Source organism: Flavobacterium sp. GSB-24, assembly GCF_027924665.1.
GTDB lineage: Bacteria > Bacteroidota > Bacteroidia > Flavobacteriales > Flavobacteriaceae > Flavobacterium.
The window spans coordinates 3,467,103-3,485,397 of sequence record NZ_AP027043.1 but is presented as its reverse complement, the minus strand read 5'-3'; the positions used below and the strand labels follow the sequence as shown (position 1 = coordinate 3,485,397).

At 34.2% G+C, this 18,295-nt stretch carries 11 protein-coding genes; 8 read left to right on the top strand and 3 right to left on the bottom strand.

Going from position 1 to position 18,295, the window contains the following annotated elements; genetic code table 11:
- Nucleotides 1-39 precede the first annotated feature (39 nt).
- The 3 genes from QMG60_RS15055 to QMG60_RS15045 all read left to right on the top strand — a co-directional run bounded on the left by QMG60_RS15055 (nt 40) and on the right by QMG60_RS15045 (nt 4,460).
- Entirely contained in the window at nt 40-2,310 is a 2,271-nt protein-coding gene (locus QMG60_RS15055; RefSeq protein WP_281865478.1) for a histidine kinase dimerization/phosphoacceptor domain -containing protein, read from the top strand.
- An 8-nt stretch (nt 2,311-2,318) separates the two neighbouring features.
- A complete protein-coding gene (locus QMG60_RS15050; RefSeq protein WP_281865477.1) occupies nt 2,319-3,680 on the top strand; it encodes a sigma-54 dependent transcriptional regulator in 1,362 nt (453 codons plus the stop codon).
- A 162-nt stretch (nt 3,681-3,842) separates the two neighbouring features.
- Complete coding sequence (locus QMG60_RS15045; protein ID WP_134141382.1) at nt 3,843-4,460, top strand: TMEM175 family protein; 618 nt, start codon at nt 3,843-3,845, stop codon at nt 4,458-4,460.
- A 1-nt stretch (nt 4,461) separates the two neighbouring features.
- Here the strand turns inward: QMG60_RS15045 and QMG60_RS15040 are convergent, their stop codons facing one another.
- Both QMG60_RS15040 and QMG60_RS15035 read right to left on the bottom strand, forming a co-directional pair.
- A complete protein-coding gene (locus QMG60_RS15040; protein WP_281865476.1) occupies nt 4,462-6,051 on the bottom strand; it encodes a sigma-54 dependent transcriptional regulator in 1,590 nt (529 codons plus the stop codon).
- Between the two features lie 464 nt (nt 6,052-6,515).
- Entirely contained in the window at nt 6,516-8,789 is a 2,274-nt protein-coding gene (locus QMG60_RS15035; protein ID WP_281865475.1) for a polyprenyl synthetase family protein, read from the bottom strand.
- A 386-nt stretch (nt 8,790-9,175) separates the two neighbouring features.
- Between QMG60_RS15035 and QMG60_RS15030 the strand changes: the two genes are divergently transcribed.
- Nucleotides 9,176-11,620 carry a TonB-dependent receptor gene (locus QMG60_RS15030; RefSeq protein WP_281865474.1) on the top strand — a complete coding sequence of 815 codons (2,445 nt, stop codon included), beginning with the start codon at nt 9,176-9,178 and terminating at the stop codon, nt 11,618-11,620.
- Between the two features lie 40 nt (nt 11,621-11,660).
- Entirely contained in the window at nt 11,661-12,767 is a 1,107-nt protein-coding gene (locus QMG60_RS15025) for a PepSY-associated TM helix domain-containing protein (RefSeq protein ID WP_281865473.1), read from the top strand.
- A 195-nt stretch (nt 12,768-12,962) separates the two neighbouring features.
- On the opposite strand, the gene QMG60_RS15020 is transcribed toward QMG60_RS15025, so the two are convergent.
- Nucleotides 12,963-13,985 carry a hypothetical protein gene (locus QMG60_RS15020; protein WP_281865472.1) on the bottom strand — a complete coding sequence of 341 codons (1,023 nt, stop codon included), beginning with the start codon at nt 13,983-13,985 and terminating at the stop codon, nt 12,963-12,965.
- A gap of 199 nt (nt 13,986-14,184) precedes the next feature.
- Here QMG60_RS15020 and QMG60_RS15015 point away from each other — a divergent pair, with 199 nt between their 5' ends.
- The 3 genes from QMG60_RS15015 to QMG60_RS15005 all read left to right on the top strand — a co-directional run bounded on the left by QMG60_RS15015 (nt 14,185) and on the right by QMG60_RS15005 (nt 18,186).
- Nucleotides 14,185-14,700, top strand: coding sequence for a sigma-70 family RNA polymerase sigma factor (locus tag QMG60_RS15015; RefSeq protein ID WP_057118100.1), 516 nt, complete (start codon nt 14,185-14,187; stop codon nt 14,698-14,700).
- A 51-nt stretch (nt 14,701-14,751) separates the two neighbouring features.
- Nucleotides 14,752-15,651 (top strand): FecR family protein, encoded by a 900-nt coding sequence (locus QMG60_RS15010; protein WP_281865471.1) that lies wholly within the window; start codon nt 14,752-14,754, stop codon nt 15,649-15,651.
- Between the two features lie 84 nt (nt 15,652-15,735).
- Nucleotides 15,736-18,186 (top strand): TonB-dependent receptor, encoded by a 2,451-nt coding sequence (locus QMG60_RS15005; RefSeq protein ID WP_281865470.1) that lies wholly within the window; start codon nt 15,736-15,738, stop codon nt 18,184-18,186.
- Nucleotides 18,187-18,295: the final 109 nt, after the last annotated feature.

Sequence of the window (18,295 nt, the reverse complement as noted above, 5' to 3'; positions counted from 1 at the left end):
AGGATTTGCAGATTTCTAATAATAGATTACCTTTAAAAAATGAATAATACCACCATTTTTTCCTTTAAAAACTATGTACGTTTTTTATGTACTCTATTATTATTTTTATCTGCAAACCCTAACTCCATTGCGCAGTCCAAAGAAGATCCAGTTGTGTTAAGAAAGAAAATTACTTTGGCCGGCAATGACAGCAAAAAAGTCGAATTGCTTTTGGCTTTAAGCAATTATTATCTTACCAAAACAGGCGAATTTAAGGAAGATCTTGACAGCGCATCTGTTATCAATCTAAAAGCAAAAAACCTTAGTAACTCTTTAGGTTACAAACTCGGAAAAGGAAAAACGATACTTTTAGCTGCACAAATCGCCAGAGAAAGCGGCAATTCCAGAAATGCACTCAAAAACACCCAGAATGCTATAGCTTATTTTGAAAAAAATAACATGCCAGAACAGCTTGGAGAAAGTTATAACGAACTGGCGATGCAATCTGAAGGCGACGAAAAAGCAAAATATAAAGAAAAAGCTATTGCATTATTCAAAAAATCAGGAGCCCGAAAAAAACAAGCTACGGTATTACAAGAACTTGGCGAATACTACAGCACCAGCGAAAATCCTGATAAAGCAGAAGCTATTTCATTAGAATCTCTTGCGCTTTATAAATCCATACATTATAAAGATATACAGGGAATTTGTAATATTCTTGCCGAAATTTATACACAAAAAGGCAATTTCCCAGAAGCCTTAAAATATGGACTTTTAGCAGAAAAAACTGCTATAGCATTAAACGATAAAACCTTACAGCTAAGTTCTATTTACAATCATGTAGCTTTGGTGTATTATTACCTCCGCCAGAATGATAAAACTGAGGAATACTGGCAAAAAGCTCTTAAAATTGCAACACAATATAAGGATACAGAATATGTACGAACAATTGCCGACAATTTGAGTTCATTATATATTCGCCAGAAAAAAGAAAACGAAGCCCTGAAACTCATCAAAGAAATGCAAGATCATTATCCAACCTCAAATATTGAGCGTATAATGACCGAGAATTATCTTTTATTTAATATTTACCGAATTCAAAAAAATGCCAAAGCAGCAATTTATTACAAAAAAATGGCCGATTACTATGGTGACAATGCCGATAGAAACGGTAATACTTTTGCTGTTTTAAGAAGTTTTGCAGCATATCACTATCAGGTTAAAAACTATCCTTCTTTTTATCGAAACATTAAAAAATTAGATTCAATTGCTGCGACAATGGGAAATAATAATATTCGTTCTGAAAGTCATAATATTTGGTTTAAAGCCGATTCTTCACGAGGAGATTACATCAGTGCGATTAAGCATTACCAATTATACAAAAGCCTTTCTGATTCGGTTTTTAAGGGAGAAAAAAGCAAGCAGATCAGCAGTTTGCAGGTTGAATTTGAAAGCGAACAAAAAGATAAAAATATCGATCTGCTTAAACAGCAGGCAAAAGTACAGGAAATTCAAATTCAAAAAGATACCGTAATTCGTTATGTTTTTATAGGCAGTGTGGTTGTTTTGATTCTTTTTCTGGCCGTTTTGTACAAAAGCTTCCGCCTGAAAAAAAAGAAAAACGAACAACTCGAAATCAAGCGTCAGCAGATTGAAGCACAAAACGAACTGAACAAAAAAATGCTTTTGGAGAAAGAATGGCTTTTAAAAGAAATTCATCATAGAGTAAAAAACAACCTTCAGATTGTCATTAGTTTATTAAATACACAATCGGCTTATCTGGATAACGAAGATGCTTTACTGGCAATCCAAAACAGTCAGCACCGAATGCACGCCATGTCGCTTATTCATCAAAAATTATATCAATCTGATAATCTCGCAAATATAGATATGTCATGGTATATTTTTGAATTGATCAGTTATATGAGGGAATGTTTTGATACTGATACCAAGATCAATTTTGCTTTAGAAACTGAAAAAGTATATCTTGATGTGGCACAAGCAGTTCCGCTTGGATTAATAATCAACGAAGCGATTAATAATGCGATTAAATATGCTTTTCCAAAAGACAGAAAAGGAAAAGTAACGATTGAACTTAAAAATACAGGCGAAAATAACTACAAACTAGTAATTGCCGACAACGGCGTTGGACTTCCTGAAAACTTTGAAGAGACGGAAAGAAATTCGCTGGGAATGAACTTAATGATGGGATTGACCGACCAAATTGATGGAGAGTTTGAAATGAAAAACGACAGCGGACTGACAATCAAAATTACATTTACAAAAAATACAGAATTTGAAGGCACCGCTGATGATTCTGAAATAATATAACTTAGATAATGAAGGAGAAAATTCTAATTGTTGAAGACGAATTTATTGTAGCAAATGATTTAAAAATTATGCTGAAAAAAGCGGGTTACGAAGTAACCGGGATTGCTTCTTCTGTGGTTCAGGCGAGAAAATTGATCGCCGAAAAAAGACCTGACTGGGTTTTATTGGATATAATGCTGAAAGGCGACCTTACTGGAATTGATCTGGCTTGGGAACTGCGCGAAATGCAGCTGCCATTTTTGTACATTTCTGCCAATACCAATCAGTCGACTTTGGAAGCCGTAAAAGAAACACATCCGTATGGATTTATGGTGAAGCCTTTTCGCGAACGCGATCTTGTGGTAATGCTTGACATTGCCAAGTACCGCTTTGATGAGGAAAAATGCAGTTATGCAGATGTTTCTGTCCCTGTTACAGAAGAAGAAATCGAAGGCATTATTGGCAGCAGCGACTTGATTAAAGAAGTAATTGAAAAGATTAAAATTGTAGCCCCAACAGAAACTTCAGTTTTGATTTTAGGTGAGAGCGGTACTGGAAAAGAACGTGTTGCACATGCAATACATGATCTTTCTCATCATAAATCGAATTCACTTGTAGTGGTAAACTGCGCTGCTTTACCACAGTCCCTTGTAGAATCTGAACTTTTCGGACATGAAAAAGGCGCTTTTACGGGAGCCAGTACCTTAAGAGTCGGAAAGTTTGAACAGGCCGATAATGGCACGATTTTTCTAGATGAAATTGGCGAACTACCTCTCGATTCTCAAGTAAAACTGCTTCGTGTTTTACAGGAAAAAGAAATCCAGCGTCTGGGTGGAAATTCAACCAAAAAAATCAATGTCCGAGTTATAGCCGCTACCAACAGATCGCTGGAAAAAGAAGTGGCAGAAGGTCGTTTCCGTCTGGATTTATATTATCGCTTAAATGTTTTTCCAATTGAATTGCCGCCCCTAAAAGAACGCAAAGGCGATATCGCAGCACTGGCTGATTTTTTCCTTAAAAAATATGCAGCAAGTGCCAGGAAAAATGTTACAGGAATGAGCCCTCTAGCTTTGCAGCAATTACTAGATTATGACTGGCCGGGAAATATCCGCGAACTAGAACATTTAGTAGAAAGAAATGTACTGCTGACCAAAACAAACGAAATCGAAAAATTTGATCTTCCCTCAAGCACGGATGCTAATCCTCTGCAAGCCAGCATCGGCAAAATGAAATCGATGGAAGAAATGGAAAAAGAACATATTATGAATGCATTGCAGGCCTGTAATGGAAAGATTTCCGGGATTGGAGGCGCAGCTGCGTTATTGCAGATGCAGCCGCAAAGTTTATATTCTAAAATGAAAAAATTAGGTATTAAGCAGGGGTATAAATAATACTTTGAGCCGGATCTAAACACAAAGACCGCAAGATATTACACAAAGTTCGCAAAAATTTAATCTTAGTTTTTCGTTTCGATCGAAGGGAGACTCCGATCAGTAGTAAAAAGACGAAGCAAATCTTCACATATAAAAAAAATCAATTTGTAAATTCTAGCTATGGAAAAAGAAACCGTAAGAATCGAAGGATTCAGTGATGCTGTTTTTGCTATTGCAATTACCCTTTTAGTACTGGAGCTGCGTGCACCTGAAGCTAATATCGTAAAAAATGGTACTCAATTACTGGATTTCCTACAAGGCGAGTGGACCACTTATCTGGCTTTTACTCTTTCTTTTTTTAGCATTTTTATTATGTGGGTCAATCACCACAAGATATTCAAACAGATTTACAGTCGTAATACAGGGATTATGTTTTCTAACGGATTGATTTTGTTTCTAGTTTCGGCTGTTTCTTATCCAACGGCTTTGCTCGCTCGCTTTTTTAACAGTGAAGCTTCGAATATTGCGGTGGCCATATATACCGGAATTTTTGTACTGATCAATATTTCATATAATCTTTTATGGTACAATGCAAGTTCAGACAAAAAACTACTCCGTCCGGGAATAACCGATTCTGCCATCAAAAAAATCAGGAATAATTACCTGTACGGCTTCCCAACATATTTAATTGCTTTTGGCGTTTCATTCCAATTTCCTTCTGTTGCGTTGGCAATTAATATGCTTTTATTGATATTCTGGGCATTTTCTTCGGGGAAAATAAAAGTTATTCAGGAATAAATCAGCTCAGGAAATGTTCTTTTTTAATACCTAATTTCTGCATTCGCGAAGCTAAAGTTGTCGAAGGCAGGCCTAGTAAAACTGCAGCACCCTGAGGTCCCGAAATTCTTCCGTTGCATTTTTTAATTACTTTTAAAATATGCTCCTTTTCTACTTCCTGCAGGGTTTTGGTAGAAAAATCAACTGGAGCGATTGAAGATTCCAGCGTAAAAATCTTCGGAAAAGTCATTTCTTTTATTACCTCTTCTTTGGCAAACAAAATACTGCGCTCGACCATATTTTCGAGTTCACGCACATTTCCAGGCCATGCATTGGCATTCATTTTATTCAGCACTTTTTTAGAAAAGCCTTTTACATTTTTTCCAATTTTCTGCGAATGTGTTTCTAAGAAAAAATTCCCTAAAACCTCAATATCTTCGGGACGTTCGCGCAATGCAGGAAGTGCAATTGGAAAAACATTTAACCGATAATATAAATCACTTCTAAAACGGCCCTCGGCAACTTCCTTTTCCAGTGATCGGTTTGTTGCTGCAATCACACGCACGTTAATTTTAAAAGGTTTTCTGCCTCCAATTCGTTCTACTTCTTTTTCCTGTAAAACGCGAAGCAGTTTTCCTTGTAATGCCAAAGGCAGTTCTCCTATTTCGTCCAGAAAAATGGTACTGTTTTCGGCTTGTTCAAATTTCCCAATTCTAACATCTGTGGCTCCGGTAAACGCGCCTTTTTCATGACCGAATAATTCGCTTTCAATTAAATTTTCGGGTATTGAGGCACAATTTACTTTTACCATTCTTTCCTTCGAGAACTCAGACAATTTATGAATGGCATTAGCAATTAGTTCTTTTCCTGTTCCTGTTTCACCAAAAATTAAAACGGTAGATTGCGAAGGCGCGACTTGAGAAATTAATTCATAAACTTTTTGCATGGCTTCACTCTTTCCGACAATTCCCTGAAAACCTTCCGTATTCGAAACGACAGCTTCTGGTTTTCTTTGGCTTAAATTCTTTTGCAAAAGTTTTAGCTGTGATACATTGCTCTCGTAATCCAATGCCATTTTTATATTTCTAACAGTAATAGACAAATGTGTACCGATGCCACGTATAATTCGATTGGATTCTCGGCTAAATGCGGCAGCACTTTTAAAGAAAAGAAAAAGGACATTTTGACTTCCTTTTAAATACGGAAGGCAAATTCCAATTCCGTTTTTAAAATTTTTATTGTTATTAGATTGGAGATAATCCGGAAGTTTATTGTCTGTTATTGATTTTAAATCAAAAATAACTGTATCGGCAGAATTCATACAAAGATCAAAAAAACCGTCGTTTAAAGGGTACTTTTCATCTGAATCAGTTTTATATTCTGAAAATTGATAGAAAATTTGATAATCATTTTCGTCGTCATTAGAAGAAACCAAAATGAAATCCTCAAAAGCAAGATACTCTTTTAAAACATCATTTACAAGAGTATGAAATTCGCTTTTCGATAGCGCCTCCGCAAGTGTTTTGCAGATGGACAATACAAGAAATTGTTCTCTTTCTCTCTCCTGCAATCTGTTTAGCAGTATTGCATTCTTATCGGCCTGCTTTTCCATAAGGTTTTGGTGTGATATTTATTGGTAACAGCGTAAATTTAAGAAATAGCCTTTATGAAATAACTATGAATTCTTTAAATAAAATATTTTTGATCCATAAAATTACGATATATCGTATAATTCAAAAATATCATAACCTATATAATTATAACTCGATTTACATACCAAAAAATAAAAAGAAGCTGATTATGGAGTTTACCTTAATTAAATTTCTAGGAGAATTATTGCATTCTGGATAATGTGAAATATTACCCAGTAGGAGATACCATTTCCTATTACAGAATTTGGGTTTAAATAATCCATAAAACTGGATCTTTCTGAAAGGACAGTCCGCAATTATTGCTCTTCAGGTAAATTAGAAGGAGCTTCATAACTGAAATAGTCAAAACCGGTAACTACTTTTCATAATAAAGCCATCAAAAAAATAATGATTTGACGGCTTTTTGAATTCAATATGAAGTAAATTAATCTTTTTGCAATATAAACCAGCCAAAGGCTCGTAATCTTACTTTATAAAATGAATCAGGAACTATAATGTCTATTTTTTTCCATGCGGCTTCAATAAGATCTTCAGCCTCTTTTGCACATGCATCAATAGCACCACAACTTTGCAGGACATTAATTACAGATCGTATCACTTTTTCATCTGTAGGCATTGTTTGAATTGTTTTCCAAACATATTCACGTTCATCAAAATTTAGTAAACCCATTGCCTTTGCAACAGGCATGGTAATTTTTCCTGCTGTAATGTCTTCTCCTTTATCTTTAAGATTATTCTCAAATCCTTTTAAATTTAGCACATCGTCCATTATTTGATAAGCCATACCTGCAGCTTCGAAGTAATTACTTATTTCATCTATTTCTTCAGGTGTTCCATTTCCTATTATTCCTCCAATTCGTGCTAATGTACAAGCTGGTGCTGCTGTTTTTAACCTGTGGATGGTATAAAGTCTTTTTTCGAGTGCTGTACAATCTCCGGTTCTTACTGCCTCGGGCATAAAGGCGTGAAGACCACTAATATCAAGTGCCTGTCCTGCATGTGCGGCACGCATCATTTCAAAAAAAAGTTGATAAATTTTCAAGCGGATTTGTTCTGAAATTTGAGAATCACCAACAACAATATCTCCTATAAAATAACATGCATTTCCAGCATTTATTGCTAAAGGTTCACCATAAATATGATGAAGTGTTTTACCTCCTCTGCGTTTCTCAGATTTATCCTGAACATCATCTACTATTAGTGAACCTGTATGTATTAACTCAGGCATTGCCAACAGATTTATAAACGGCTGCGAGTCACCTCCCACACTATCTATACAGGCAAGCAATACATATGAACGCCAGGATTTTTTATTCCTGTCAACAATTTCCCGAACAGGTTTAACAACAGAGGCAACATATTGTTCTTTATCTGCCTGACTAAAAAAATTAACCCCTAGCGGGCTATTAACTAACTTGTAAAACTCATCATCTGTTGGGACTAAGGGCAGCAGATTTTCTACTGTTTTCTGTGTAGTTTTACCAACTGCTTTTAAAAAACTTTCAATAGTTTCATTAGCATTAAACCCAGCTATTTCTACATATCCTAGGCCTTTAACCTGTGTATGCATAAAATTTCCAGAAGCATGGACACATCCTTCCCAAATTGCCGGCAATGAGAGTGCAGTTATAAATTCCTGTTCAGGAAAATCAGCAGTTATAGTAAGAGATACATTATAGTCAGGCATTTCTAAGTTCCAGGATATTGGATAGGAGACAAAAGTTTTAGTGCTTGTCCAATAATCTTTGGGAGAAAATGAGTAATTCTCAATACTAATTCTCTTACCATCTTTATCAATTATAACTGCAGTACCACCATCATATTCACCATTCTTCGTATTATCAAAGAGATCATATACAGATAATTGAAATTCATTATCCAGTTGCAGTGATACCCAATTCCATGCCATATCTTGTTTGAATTCTAGAGCTTTAATTTCATCACCTGGTTTACTAAATTCATGATCATACCAACCACTGCCTTCTACCTCATAAATCTCGTTCCCTATCCTAATCTCACCAGTAACTCCACATTTTGGAATAAAATAATAAAACATATCTTCACTTTTACTAATACCTGCAATACATCCATCTTCACCATGCTTTATTGGTTTTATTAATGGAATAAACTGAAGTTTGCATTCTACTTCTTTCAAAGAATTGTTAAGTCTTAAATGATATGTATCGTCTTTGTCTTTTTTAAAAGAATTTTCATCGTATTCAAGTGAAAACTCCTCTACACCAATCGTCGCAGGCTTCTTAAGCAGCCTGTCGGGCAGTGGCACATTCCCTTTTTCATACAGTTCTTTTAATGCACGGTAAAAAGGTTTATGAATTAAATCTTCTTTTTTATTAATAACTTTTATTGATTCTGCGGGCATGGATTGATCAACGAGTGAATCACTATAATATTTACGGGCATCTTTATCAGATAAAGACCAAATTACAGAATGTGCGTATGTCAAATCTCCTGTACGTTCATCTTTTAAAGACGTTCTAAAAAAGGAAGCAAATACAGAAAACTGCCTGCCATCTTTAGAGGATAAATGGCAGTTTTGATACCACCATTCTATTATGGATTTATTGTGTGGAAAATCATGAATCTTTAAATCAATTGGTCCATCTGCAGGCCATGTAGAAGGGTAAGGATTTAAAATAACTTTGGAATTTTGGGGCTGTAAACTCATTTCATTTTTCATATTGCTCTATATTAATTATTTATAAAAAATATTTACTTCAGCTGGAAAGTATCTCGATAGCAGAGACTGTATAAGAAATTGAATGTTATGCACAGACTGAAAAAATTTAAAGTCGCCTATCTTTTATAAAACACTTTAAATAATTTCAAATGAAATTTTTGTAAGAATAAAGTTAATATAATTAAATTAGATGAACAAGAGTATAATAACATAATTTACTGTAAAACAATTATTTAACACTTAAATTACAACTTTAAAAATGACATGTTTTTTTTTATATAAAACCAGTACGCAAAGAAAAACAAAGAAAATAAATGACTAATTTAGAATGTTATTTGTATTTAATCTAAATAAACATATATTTGCGGTCAAAATAAATAACCGCCATGAAGTTTATATTCTCCCTATTGCTGTTAGGCCTCTTTAATATTGGTCTCGCACAAAATGCTACAATTACTGGAAAAATCATTTCCGAAAATAATGAAGCTGTATCTTATGCTTCTATCTCAATCAAAACCCTTAAAAAAAACACTGTTTCCGATGATAAAGGAAATTTTGAAATCACAAATCTTGCTCCTGGAAAATACACTGTTTATTTCTCGGCAATGGGATTTACAGTAGAAGAAAGAAATGTAGAATTGACTGAAAATCAAAATCTTGATCTTTCAATTATTTTAAAGGAAAACGTTAACACTTTGCAGACGGTGGAAATTACAGGACGTAAAGAGAAATCGTACCGAAATACAAAATCTTTTATTGGAGCAAAAACAGAAATTGCTTTAAAAGATTTGCCACAAGCCGTATCTTACGCAACCAAAGAATTAATAGCCGATCAGGGTTCCATACGCGTAGGCGAAGTGGTTAAAAACTTCAGCGGGGTAAGCCAGTTTACTTTCTATGACGATATCTCAATTAGAGGTTTTAGAATAAACGGAGGCAGTAATACTCAATTGCTGAATGGTATGCGAACCTCTACAGGATTTTGGAAACAACCGCTTGCCAATTATCTGGAACGTGTTGAGGTTTTAAAAGGACCATCTTCTGCTCTCTTTGGAAATGCTTCACCTGGAGGAGTTATCAACAGGGTAACCAAAAAACCTTTGGATCAGTCTGCTAACAGCGTGAGTTTTTCTACCGGAAGTTTTAATACTTTGAGAGCTTTAGCCGATTTTACAGGTCCGTTAACAGAAGATAAATCACTTTTATACCGATTGAATTTAGGTTATGAAAATGCCAATTCTTTCAGGGATTTACAATTCGATAAAAATATTGTGCTTGCTCCTTCCCTGTCTTTCCTTCCAAATGACAAAACAAGTGTCAATTTTGATTTGATTTATACAAGTTCGAAAAGTATACTAGACCGCGGACAATCGACATACGAAGACAATTTGTATTCTACTAAAATTTCAAACTCCTTAAATTCTACTAACGATTATTTAAATGAGGAAACATACATTGTAACAACTTCATTAAATCATCAATTTACAGATCGTTTGTCATTTTCTGGATCGTACATCCGTACAGGTTATACAGAAGATCTTTTAGAGCATCGAGGCGCCAATAAATATGCATCTGCAGGTGACGGAACTACTATTCCTACTTCTATAGAAATGCAGGTTTTTATGCGTAAACGTAAACGTTATATCGATAATCTTTCGGCTTTCTTTAAATACGAAGCCAAAACTGGAGCATTAGATCATAATCTAATTGTGGGTTACGACTATGCACAGGAAGAAGTACCTGCTGGAGGATCTCAGCTGCAGGCTACAGGATATAGAAATGCATCTAATACTGGATCAATTGCCACGTATAACCCTGCGAATAAAGCTAATTATTTATTGGATGCTAAAGGAAATCCAGTACCAAACGTGGCGCATTTTGACCTCACAAACCCCTCTGCATCACAGCAGTTAAAAGACATGAGCAAGTATTTTTATGCGGCTCGCCCTTTTGATCCAACATTTTATTCTTTGTATGGAGTTTATCTTCAAGATCATATTAAGTTTGGCGCTTTTCAGGCATTAATTGGAGTGCGCTACGACGAATATACCGATAAAGAAAACTACAAAAAAGCTGCAGAAAAGAAAGTCAAACAACATTCGTTTTTACCGCGTTTTGGACTGACTTATACTCTTAATCCAAACATTAATTTGTACGGAACTTACGTAAAAGGTTACAACCCTCAGACAGCTTCTTCTTTATCAAATCCAAATGCGGGCGGACCTTTTGATCCGTTAGAAAGTAATATGATTGAATTTGGAGGAAAATCATCATGGTTCAAAGAAAAACTTTTTGTAACGGTTGCCCTTTTCAAAATTCAGCAGAAAAACACGCTTTATCCAGCAAACGATACTGCAAATCCAGACTTAATGCGCGCAATTGGAGAAGAAGAATCTAAAGGTATTGAAATTGATTTGAATGGAAATATCACACGAAACTGGAGTATTTCTGCTGCTTATTCGTATAATGAGGCTGCAATTACTGAAAGTCCGATTGAATCTGAAATTGGAAGACAAAAACCAAACACGCCACGCCAACAGGGTAATTTATGGACACGTTACAATTTTACAAACGGAGCTTTGAAAGATTTTGGTCTTGCATTTGGAACTAATTTTGCCACTACACGTACATTAAGCCAGACCGACACTCAAACCTTGCCAGGCTATACTTTATTTAATGCGGCATTATATTATAACATTAATAAATTTAAGATTCAGGTAAATGCCAATAATATACTGAACAAAACGTATTGGGTTGGTGGTTACGACTTTATCCGTTTGTTCCCTGGTGCGCCGTCGAACTGGCTTTTAACATTGGGGTACTCTTTTTAAAAGCTTTAATTATATTTGGAAAATATTTCCTTCCTCCTACATGAATAAAACATTTAAAAAAAATATTGGATTTTTACATTTATGGCTCGGACTTGCGTCCGGGCTTATTGTATTTATAGTCGCACTTACAGGAAGCATTTTAGTTTTTGAAAAAGAGATTGATACTTTTGTCAATCCCGAATTTTATGAAGTTTCTAGTATTGGAACAAAGAAATTGCCCGTTGACATTTATGTCAATGCCATCAGGAAAAAATATGCGATCACAGAATTAGAGCGTATTCAGACTTATCAAGATCCCAAAAGAACTGTAATTATTTCTGGAACCGATGCCGATAAAAATGAACAGATTTTCTCTGTAGATCCATACACTGGAAAAGTTTTGTGCCAAACTACGGAAAAAAGCAGGTTTTTTTCTGTGGTATTGGACTTACATCGTCATTTAATTTTAGGTGAAGCTGGAAAATTTATTACAGGCTGCAGCTGTCTTATTTTTGTTTTTCTGCTCATTTCGGGTCTTATTTTATGGTGGCCGAAAAAAATGAAAAATCTAAAGCAGCGATTAACTGTAAAATGGAGCGCTTCTTTTAAAAGAGTCAATTGGGATTTTCATTCCACATTTGGATTTTACAGCTTTTTGTTTCTTCTAACAGTATCGCTTACTGGACTAACCTGGTCTTTTAAATGGTTTGAAAGCGGTATTTATTTATTTGCTGATGGAACCACAAAAAAACATTCGGCTAAAGTTGAAAACCCAACAAAAGTTGACCCTAAACTGGATAAAACCTATTTCTATCAAAACATATTCTCAAAAACTGACAGTATTTATAAATACAAAGGAGATACCCAAATCAGAATTCCTTCTGACACGATAAATAGTATCATGGTCATTAAACTAAATATTGAAAAATCGATACCGAATATTTCGAGTATGGCTTATTTTGATAAATATACAGGTGAACTTTTAAAAATCAAACCTTATGAATCGTTTAGTAATGGCGATAAAGTAAGGCGTCTTATTTATCCCATACATACAGGAAGTATCTATGGTTATCCAACCAAAATTCTAGCTTTTTTGATTTGTCTTTTTGCGGCGACACTGCCTATTACAGGTTTACTTATATGGCTGGGAAAGAAGAAGAAAAAGTAACCCTTTTTTTTAACTACTCACTTTTTTAACGCAAAGAACGCTAAGGTTTTTTTTTAAATAAGGTATGATTAAAAAGTTCGCAAAGGTTTGTATTGAACAATGCTTTGCGAACTTTTTAATTATATAAAACCTTGCGAACCTTGCGAAAAACCTTTGCGCTCTTTGCGGTAAAAAACCACGCATTTTAATAGTAACTTATTTTTTCTGAAAGTACAGATAATCAGTTGTAGTACCTACATCTCTTAATCGGATCTGAGAATTATTAAATTCAAATAATTTCCAGTTAAAATTCAATTTTCCAAGTAATTCACTTGTAAAATGTATCTTCAGTTCTCGTACTCCATATTGAACAGTACTTTCCCATTGACCAGTTTCGTAAACTCCTCCTTTACTGGCCACAACAGATTTATCACTTTTAAAAACAAAAGAGTAACCGCTGTAATTTGACGTTTTTACGGTATCATCAAAATAATACGGGATTTCCCAGAAACCATTTGTTAGGGTTTGTTCAAAATCTAATGTTACAATATTATTTTCTGGACAATAATCTATAGCATATTTAATAGCATTTTCGAACTCTAAATTATTGGTAATCGATTTTGTCTGTCCGTTATAATCTGCTATCGTAATAGGATATTTTAAAGAAATATACTGACTCTCATTTAAATTTTTAATAAAATTAAAAAATGCCTGATCGCTTATAATCGATTGTGAACTTGCTATTTGACTAGCGCTGTTGTAAATATTAATTGTTATAGGATAATTGATTTTTAATCCATTAATTTTAGATAAAAGATCTGGATAAAGATTCCAGTAATCAATCAAAGAATCAAAATCAGCCTGATTGGGAATCAATTTTTCAATGTAATTATAGTATACCATAGTTACAGGAAAATCAATTTTCACAATATCATCATCATAATTACTGGCATTGATATTATCTACAACCTTTTGATAATCGGCAGTTGTATTAACTGCAATCTGCTGGTTGTTTACAGTAACCGTATAAGGGAGTTTTATAGTACAATAGCTAGATCCGTCGATAACATTATCCTGAACGGTCTGTACCATTGCAACTCTCTGCAGATATGTAGTCAGCGGGGAAACATTTGTAATTGTTCCCTGTGCATTATTATTTTCTTCATCTGTTTCACTTTGACAGGAAAACAGCAGGAACAGGAAAACTGCGAGTGATAAATATTTTTTCAAAAGGAACATATTTATGTTTTTACAAAGGTAATAAATTTTAAGAAACTGTTTTTTTTAATAAAGTAACAACAAGGATTTCAGTATGTTCTTCTATACTAAATTATCAAAAGCCGATACCATTTTATTCTTCTATTAAACAATCGGCTTTGCTTTTACCCTACTTCAATTAAAAACAAATACTTTTGCGTCGTACAAACTGAGAACCTACATGCCAGATAAAAACCAATCCAATACTTGTGATGAAATAATTTTTTCGTCTTTCTTTAAAAGTCATATCAAAGCGCTTCGGAATTTTCTTTTATACAAATTTGGCAACGCAGAGCAAGCAGAAGATGCAGCCCAGGAAGCATTCGTAAAACTTTGGCAGAACTGTGCTTCAGTGCCGTTAGAAAAAGCCAAATCATACATTTACACGATTGCGAACAATACTACTTTAAACCAAATTGCACATCAGAAAGTTGTTCTGAAATATGAAAAAAACTTTACAGGTTTAGATAAAACAAATCAAAGTCCGGAATATCTTTTGGAAGAAAAACAGTTTCAAGCCAAACTTTTAAAAGCCATAGAAAACCTAAACGAAAAACAGCGTACTGCTTTTTTGATGCATCGAATCGACGGCAAAAAATACAGTGAAATTGCCATAGAACTCAATATCAGCGTAAAGGCGGTAGAAAAACGCATTCATTTGGCTCTTTTAAGCTTACGTAAAGAAATTGATATCTAAAAAAGTAGGGTAAATTTAGTTCTAATTGTTTTAATTAAATAATACGATAAAATGAAAAAAGATCGCTTATTAGCAAAATGGCTCAACGATGATTTATCTCAAGATGAATTGGCGGAATTTGAGGCGAGCCCTAATTTTGAAAAATACCAGAAGATAAAGAAATATACAGCTCATCTAGAGACAGATGACTTTGATGAAAATACTATGCTGTCTAACATTTTAAGCCAGAAAAAACCAGCTCCAAAAGTTGTTCCGTTATACAGAAAATGGATGTTTCGCGCAGCGGCCATATTTGTCCTCGCACTTGGAGTTACATTTGCGATGAAAGTTTTTATGTCTGAAACGGAAACCGCAGACTTTGGAAAAAAGACCACTTTTTCACTACCGGATAATTCTGAAGTAGTGTTAAACTCCGGTTCTGAAATAAACTATAAAAAATGGAACTGGGACAATAATAGACATCTTGAGTTAAAAGGAGAAGCGTATTTCAAGGTTGCAAAAGGAAGACGTTTTGAAGTGGAAACAAGCCTTGGAAAAGTAACCGTTTTAGGAACACAGTTTAATGTTAAAACCAGAAAAAACAGGTTTGATGTGGTGTGTTACGAAGGGCGTGTAAAAGTAAATTATGATTCGACCGAAATTCTACTAACCCACGGTCAAAGCGTGAGTTTTGAAAACGGAAAGCAGATTAAACTCACTGTAAATTCTTCGAAACCAGAATGGATAAATAATCAGATATGCTTTTATCAGGAAAATATACAAAGCCTTTTAGAAGAGGTTGAAAGACAGTATAATATTAAGATCGAGTTAAACGCCAAAGACACGATCTCTTTATTTACAGGAAAGTTACCTGCTAAAGACTTAAATACAGCTTTGCAGATTATCAGCACAACGTATCATCTAAAAGCCAAAAAAGTTTCAGAAAACAAAATAATTTTTGACGAAAAATAAATGCTCCGCCCCAGACAATTTCATTTTTTGTTTGTTCTAATGCTTCTTGCCCTGAATCTTTCTGCTCAGGACAAGGGCAAGTCAATGCCTTTCAAAAAAATAATACTTGATATTGAAAAACAACACGATGTCAATTTTAATTACACGGAGGATAACATTGCTGGACTGGAAATCAATCCTCCAAAAAGATCCCTTTCTTTAGAACAAAAACTGGAATATCTGGGTAAAAAAACGCATTTATCTTTTGAAAATATTGGCAATAAATTCATCAATATCTATAAAAAAGAGAATGCCACAGAAATGATCTGCGGCTATGTCATTTCAGCAGCAGATAAAAAACCTATTGAAAACGCAAATATCAGTTTGCCTAACAAAACTCAGTTTGCAACTGACTCAGAAGGTTATTTTGAATTTGCTAAAGAAGACAAAAGTATATTTACAATTAGTCACGTAGGATTTATATCCAAAAGAATTTCACCTGGAAATTTAGTTTCTAAAAATTGTCCCCAGATATTGCTGGAACCTGAAATTACAGAACTGCACGAAATAAAAGCCAATGCAATTTTAGCATCAGGAATTTCGAAAAACAACAACGGATCGTTTGAAATTAAACCTAAAAAATTTGGTATACTTCCCGGACTTATCGAACCTGATGCCTTACAGACTATGCAGCAGATTCCTGGTGTAAACAGTCTTGACGAAAGTGTTTCCAGCATTAATGTTAGAGGCGGTACACACGACCAGAATTTATTTTTATGGAATGGAATCCGAATGTTTCAAACAGGACATTTTTTCGGTTTAATATCTGTTTTCAATCCCAATTTAGCCCATACAATTTCTATCTATAAAAACGGAAGTTCTGCGTTTTATGGCGAAAGTGTATCCAGTGTTGTGGCTATTTCTTCTACTGCCGAAACAGCAGAAAAAAACTCGTTTAGTGCAGGAATTAACATGATTAATGCCGATGTTTATGCCAAATACAATCTTTCTAAAAAAAGTTATATTGAAATTTCTGCCCGTAAATCGATTACTGATTTTGTAGAAACTCCTACTTACAAAGAATATTTCAATAAGGTTTTTCAAAACACAACCATTACAGATTTCTCTCAAAATCAAAACGTAAACTATCAAAGCGACAAAAAATTTGGTTTCTACGATGCGACACTCAAATATGCCCAAAAAATAGGATCAAAAGATCAAATAGTACTGGATTTAATTACCATAAAAGACAATTTGGAGGTTTTTCAAAGTGCCACCGTTTATAACACCAATAAATCAGAAGAGAATGTGCTGCGCCAGCAGAATTATGGTGGAAATTTGTCATGGCGAAGAAACTGGAACAGCTTCAATACTACAAAAATTAATTTCTACAATTCTTCTTATGAACTTCTAGCCAATCAGAAAACGACTTTAGGAGATCAAGTTGTCATTCAGGAAAATACAGTTAACAATAACGGAATTAACTTAGAAAACAATCATATCATTAATTCTAATTTTAGTTTTAATGAGGGTTATCAGTTCAATGAAATGGGTATCACTAATTTGGAACAGGTAACAAATCCAGACTTTTACCGTAAGGTAAAAGACGTGCTTCGAACTCATGCTTTAATTGCAGAAGGAAAATACAACGATACAATTTCCAAAATCTATTTTAAAGCTGGAATGCGGCTTAATTATATTGAAAAATTTAAAAAATATATTGCAGAACCTAGAATACAATTTGCGTACGGCATCAATAAAAATGTAAATCTGGAACTTTTGGGCGAGATCAAAAGTCAAAACTCCCAGCAGATTATTGATTTACAAAAAGATTATTTTGGGATTGAAAAAAGACGCTGGATCATTTCAAATAATACTACAATTCCCATTCAAAAAAGCAGACAGTTATCTTTAAATTTATTTTATAAAAAGAATGACTGGCTTCTCGACATTGAAAATTTTTATAAAAAAGTAATAGGAATCACCACTTCCAGTCAGGGTTTTCAGAACCAGTTGGAATTTGTTAGAACTACCGGAGACTATGAAGTTTGGGGAACAGAAATGCTTATTCAAAAAAAAATAAATCAATTTCTAACTTGGTTTAGTTATACGTACAATGAAAACAATTATCATTTTCCAAATTACCAATATCCTAGTTTTCCAAATAACTTTGAGCTGACCCATACTTTATCATGGGCTGGAATTTACGAGAAAAACAATTTCAAAATTGCTCTGGGGACAAAATGGTCTTCTGGCCGGCCAAAAACCTCTCCCGATTTTGCCCAAATAGATCCTTCAAATCCTGTTTTGTTTTATAACAAACCTAATAATACCAATCTGCATATTTTCTCGCAGGTTAATATTTCTTCAACTTACAAATGGGAAACATCAAATGGAATTCAGTACAAAATTGGAATTTCAATCTTAAATATTCTCAACCGTAAAAACGAAATCAGCGAATATTATAGAATAAGTTCCCTAACAAATTCTATAGAAGAAGTTGATACTTTTTCGCTGCAACGAACTCCAAACGTGAGTTTTAGAGTTTCTTTTTAATTCTATCTCTACAAGGGTTTTAAAAAACTCTTTTTCTTCTTTTTTATTTTTTTTCAAAAAACACAATTCTTTGGTAGGGTAATCTTTATCAAGGCTGTTTTACTATTAA

Bases quoted from the DNA above. Each gene is read 5' to 3' on its own strand.
- QMG60_RS15055 (WP_281865478.1), top strand. From the start codon at position 40: ATGAATAATACCACCATTTTTTCCTTTAAAAACTATGTACGTTTTTTA.
- QMG60_RS15050 (WP_281865477.1), top strand. From the start codon at position 2,319: ATGAAGGAGAAAATTCTAATTGTTGAAGACGAATTTATTGTAGCAAAT.
- QMG60_RS15045 (WP_134141382.1), top strand. From the start codon at position 3,843: ATGGAAAAAGAAACCGTAAGAATCGAAGGATTCAGTGATGCTGTTTTT.
- QMG60_RS15040 (WP_281865476.1), bottom strand. From the start codon at position 6,051: ATGGAAAAGCAGGCCGATAAGAATGCAATACTGCTAAACAGATTGCAG.
- QMG60_RS15035 (WP_281865475.1), bottom strand. From the start codon at position 8,789: ATGAAAAATGAAATGAGTTTACAGCCCCAAAATTCCAAAGTTATTTTA.
- QMG60_RS15030 (WP_281865474.1), top strand. From the start codon at position 9,176: ATGAAGTTTATATTCTCCCTATTGCTGTTAGGCCTCTTTAATATTGGT.
- QMG60_RS15025 (WP_281865473.1), top strand. From the start codon at position 11,661: ATGAATAAAACATTTAAAAAAAATATTGGATTTTTACATTTATGGCTC.
- QMG60_RS15020 (WP_281865472.1), bottom strand. From the start codon at position 13,985: ATGTTCCTTTTGAAAAAATATTTATCACTCGCAGTTTTCCTGTTCCTG.
- QMG60_RS15015 (WP_057118100.1), top strand. From the start codon at position 14,185: ATGCCAGATAAAAACCAATCCAATACTTGTGATGAAATAATTTTTTCG.
- QMG60_RS15010 (WP_281865471.1), top strand. From the start codon at position 14,752: ATGAAAAAAGATCGCTTATTAGCAAAATGGCTCAACGATGATTTATCT.
- QMG60_RS15005 (WP_281865470.1), top strand. From the start codon at position 15,736: ATGCCTTTCAAAAAAATAATACTTGATATTGAAAAACAACACGATGTC.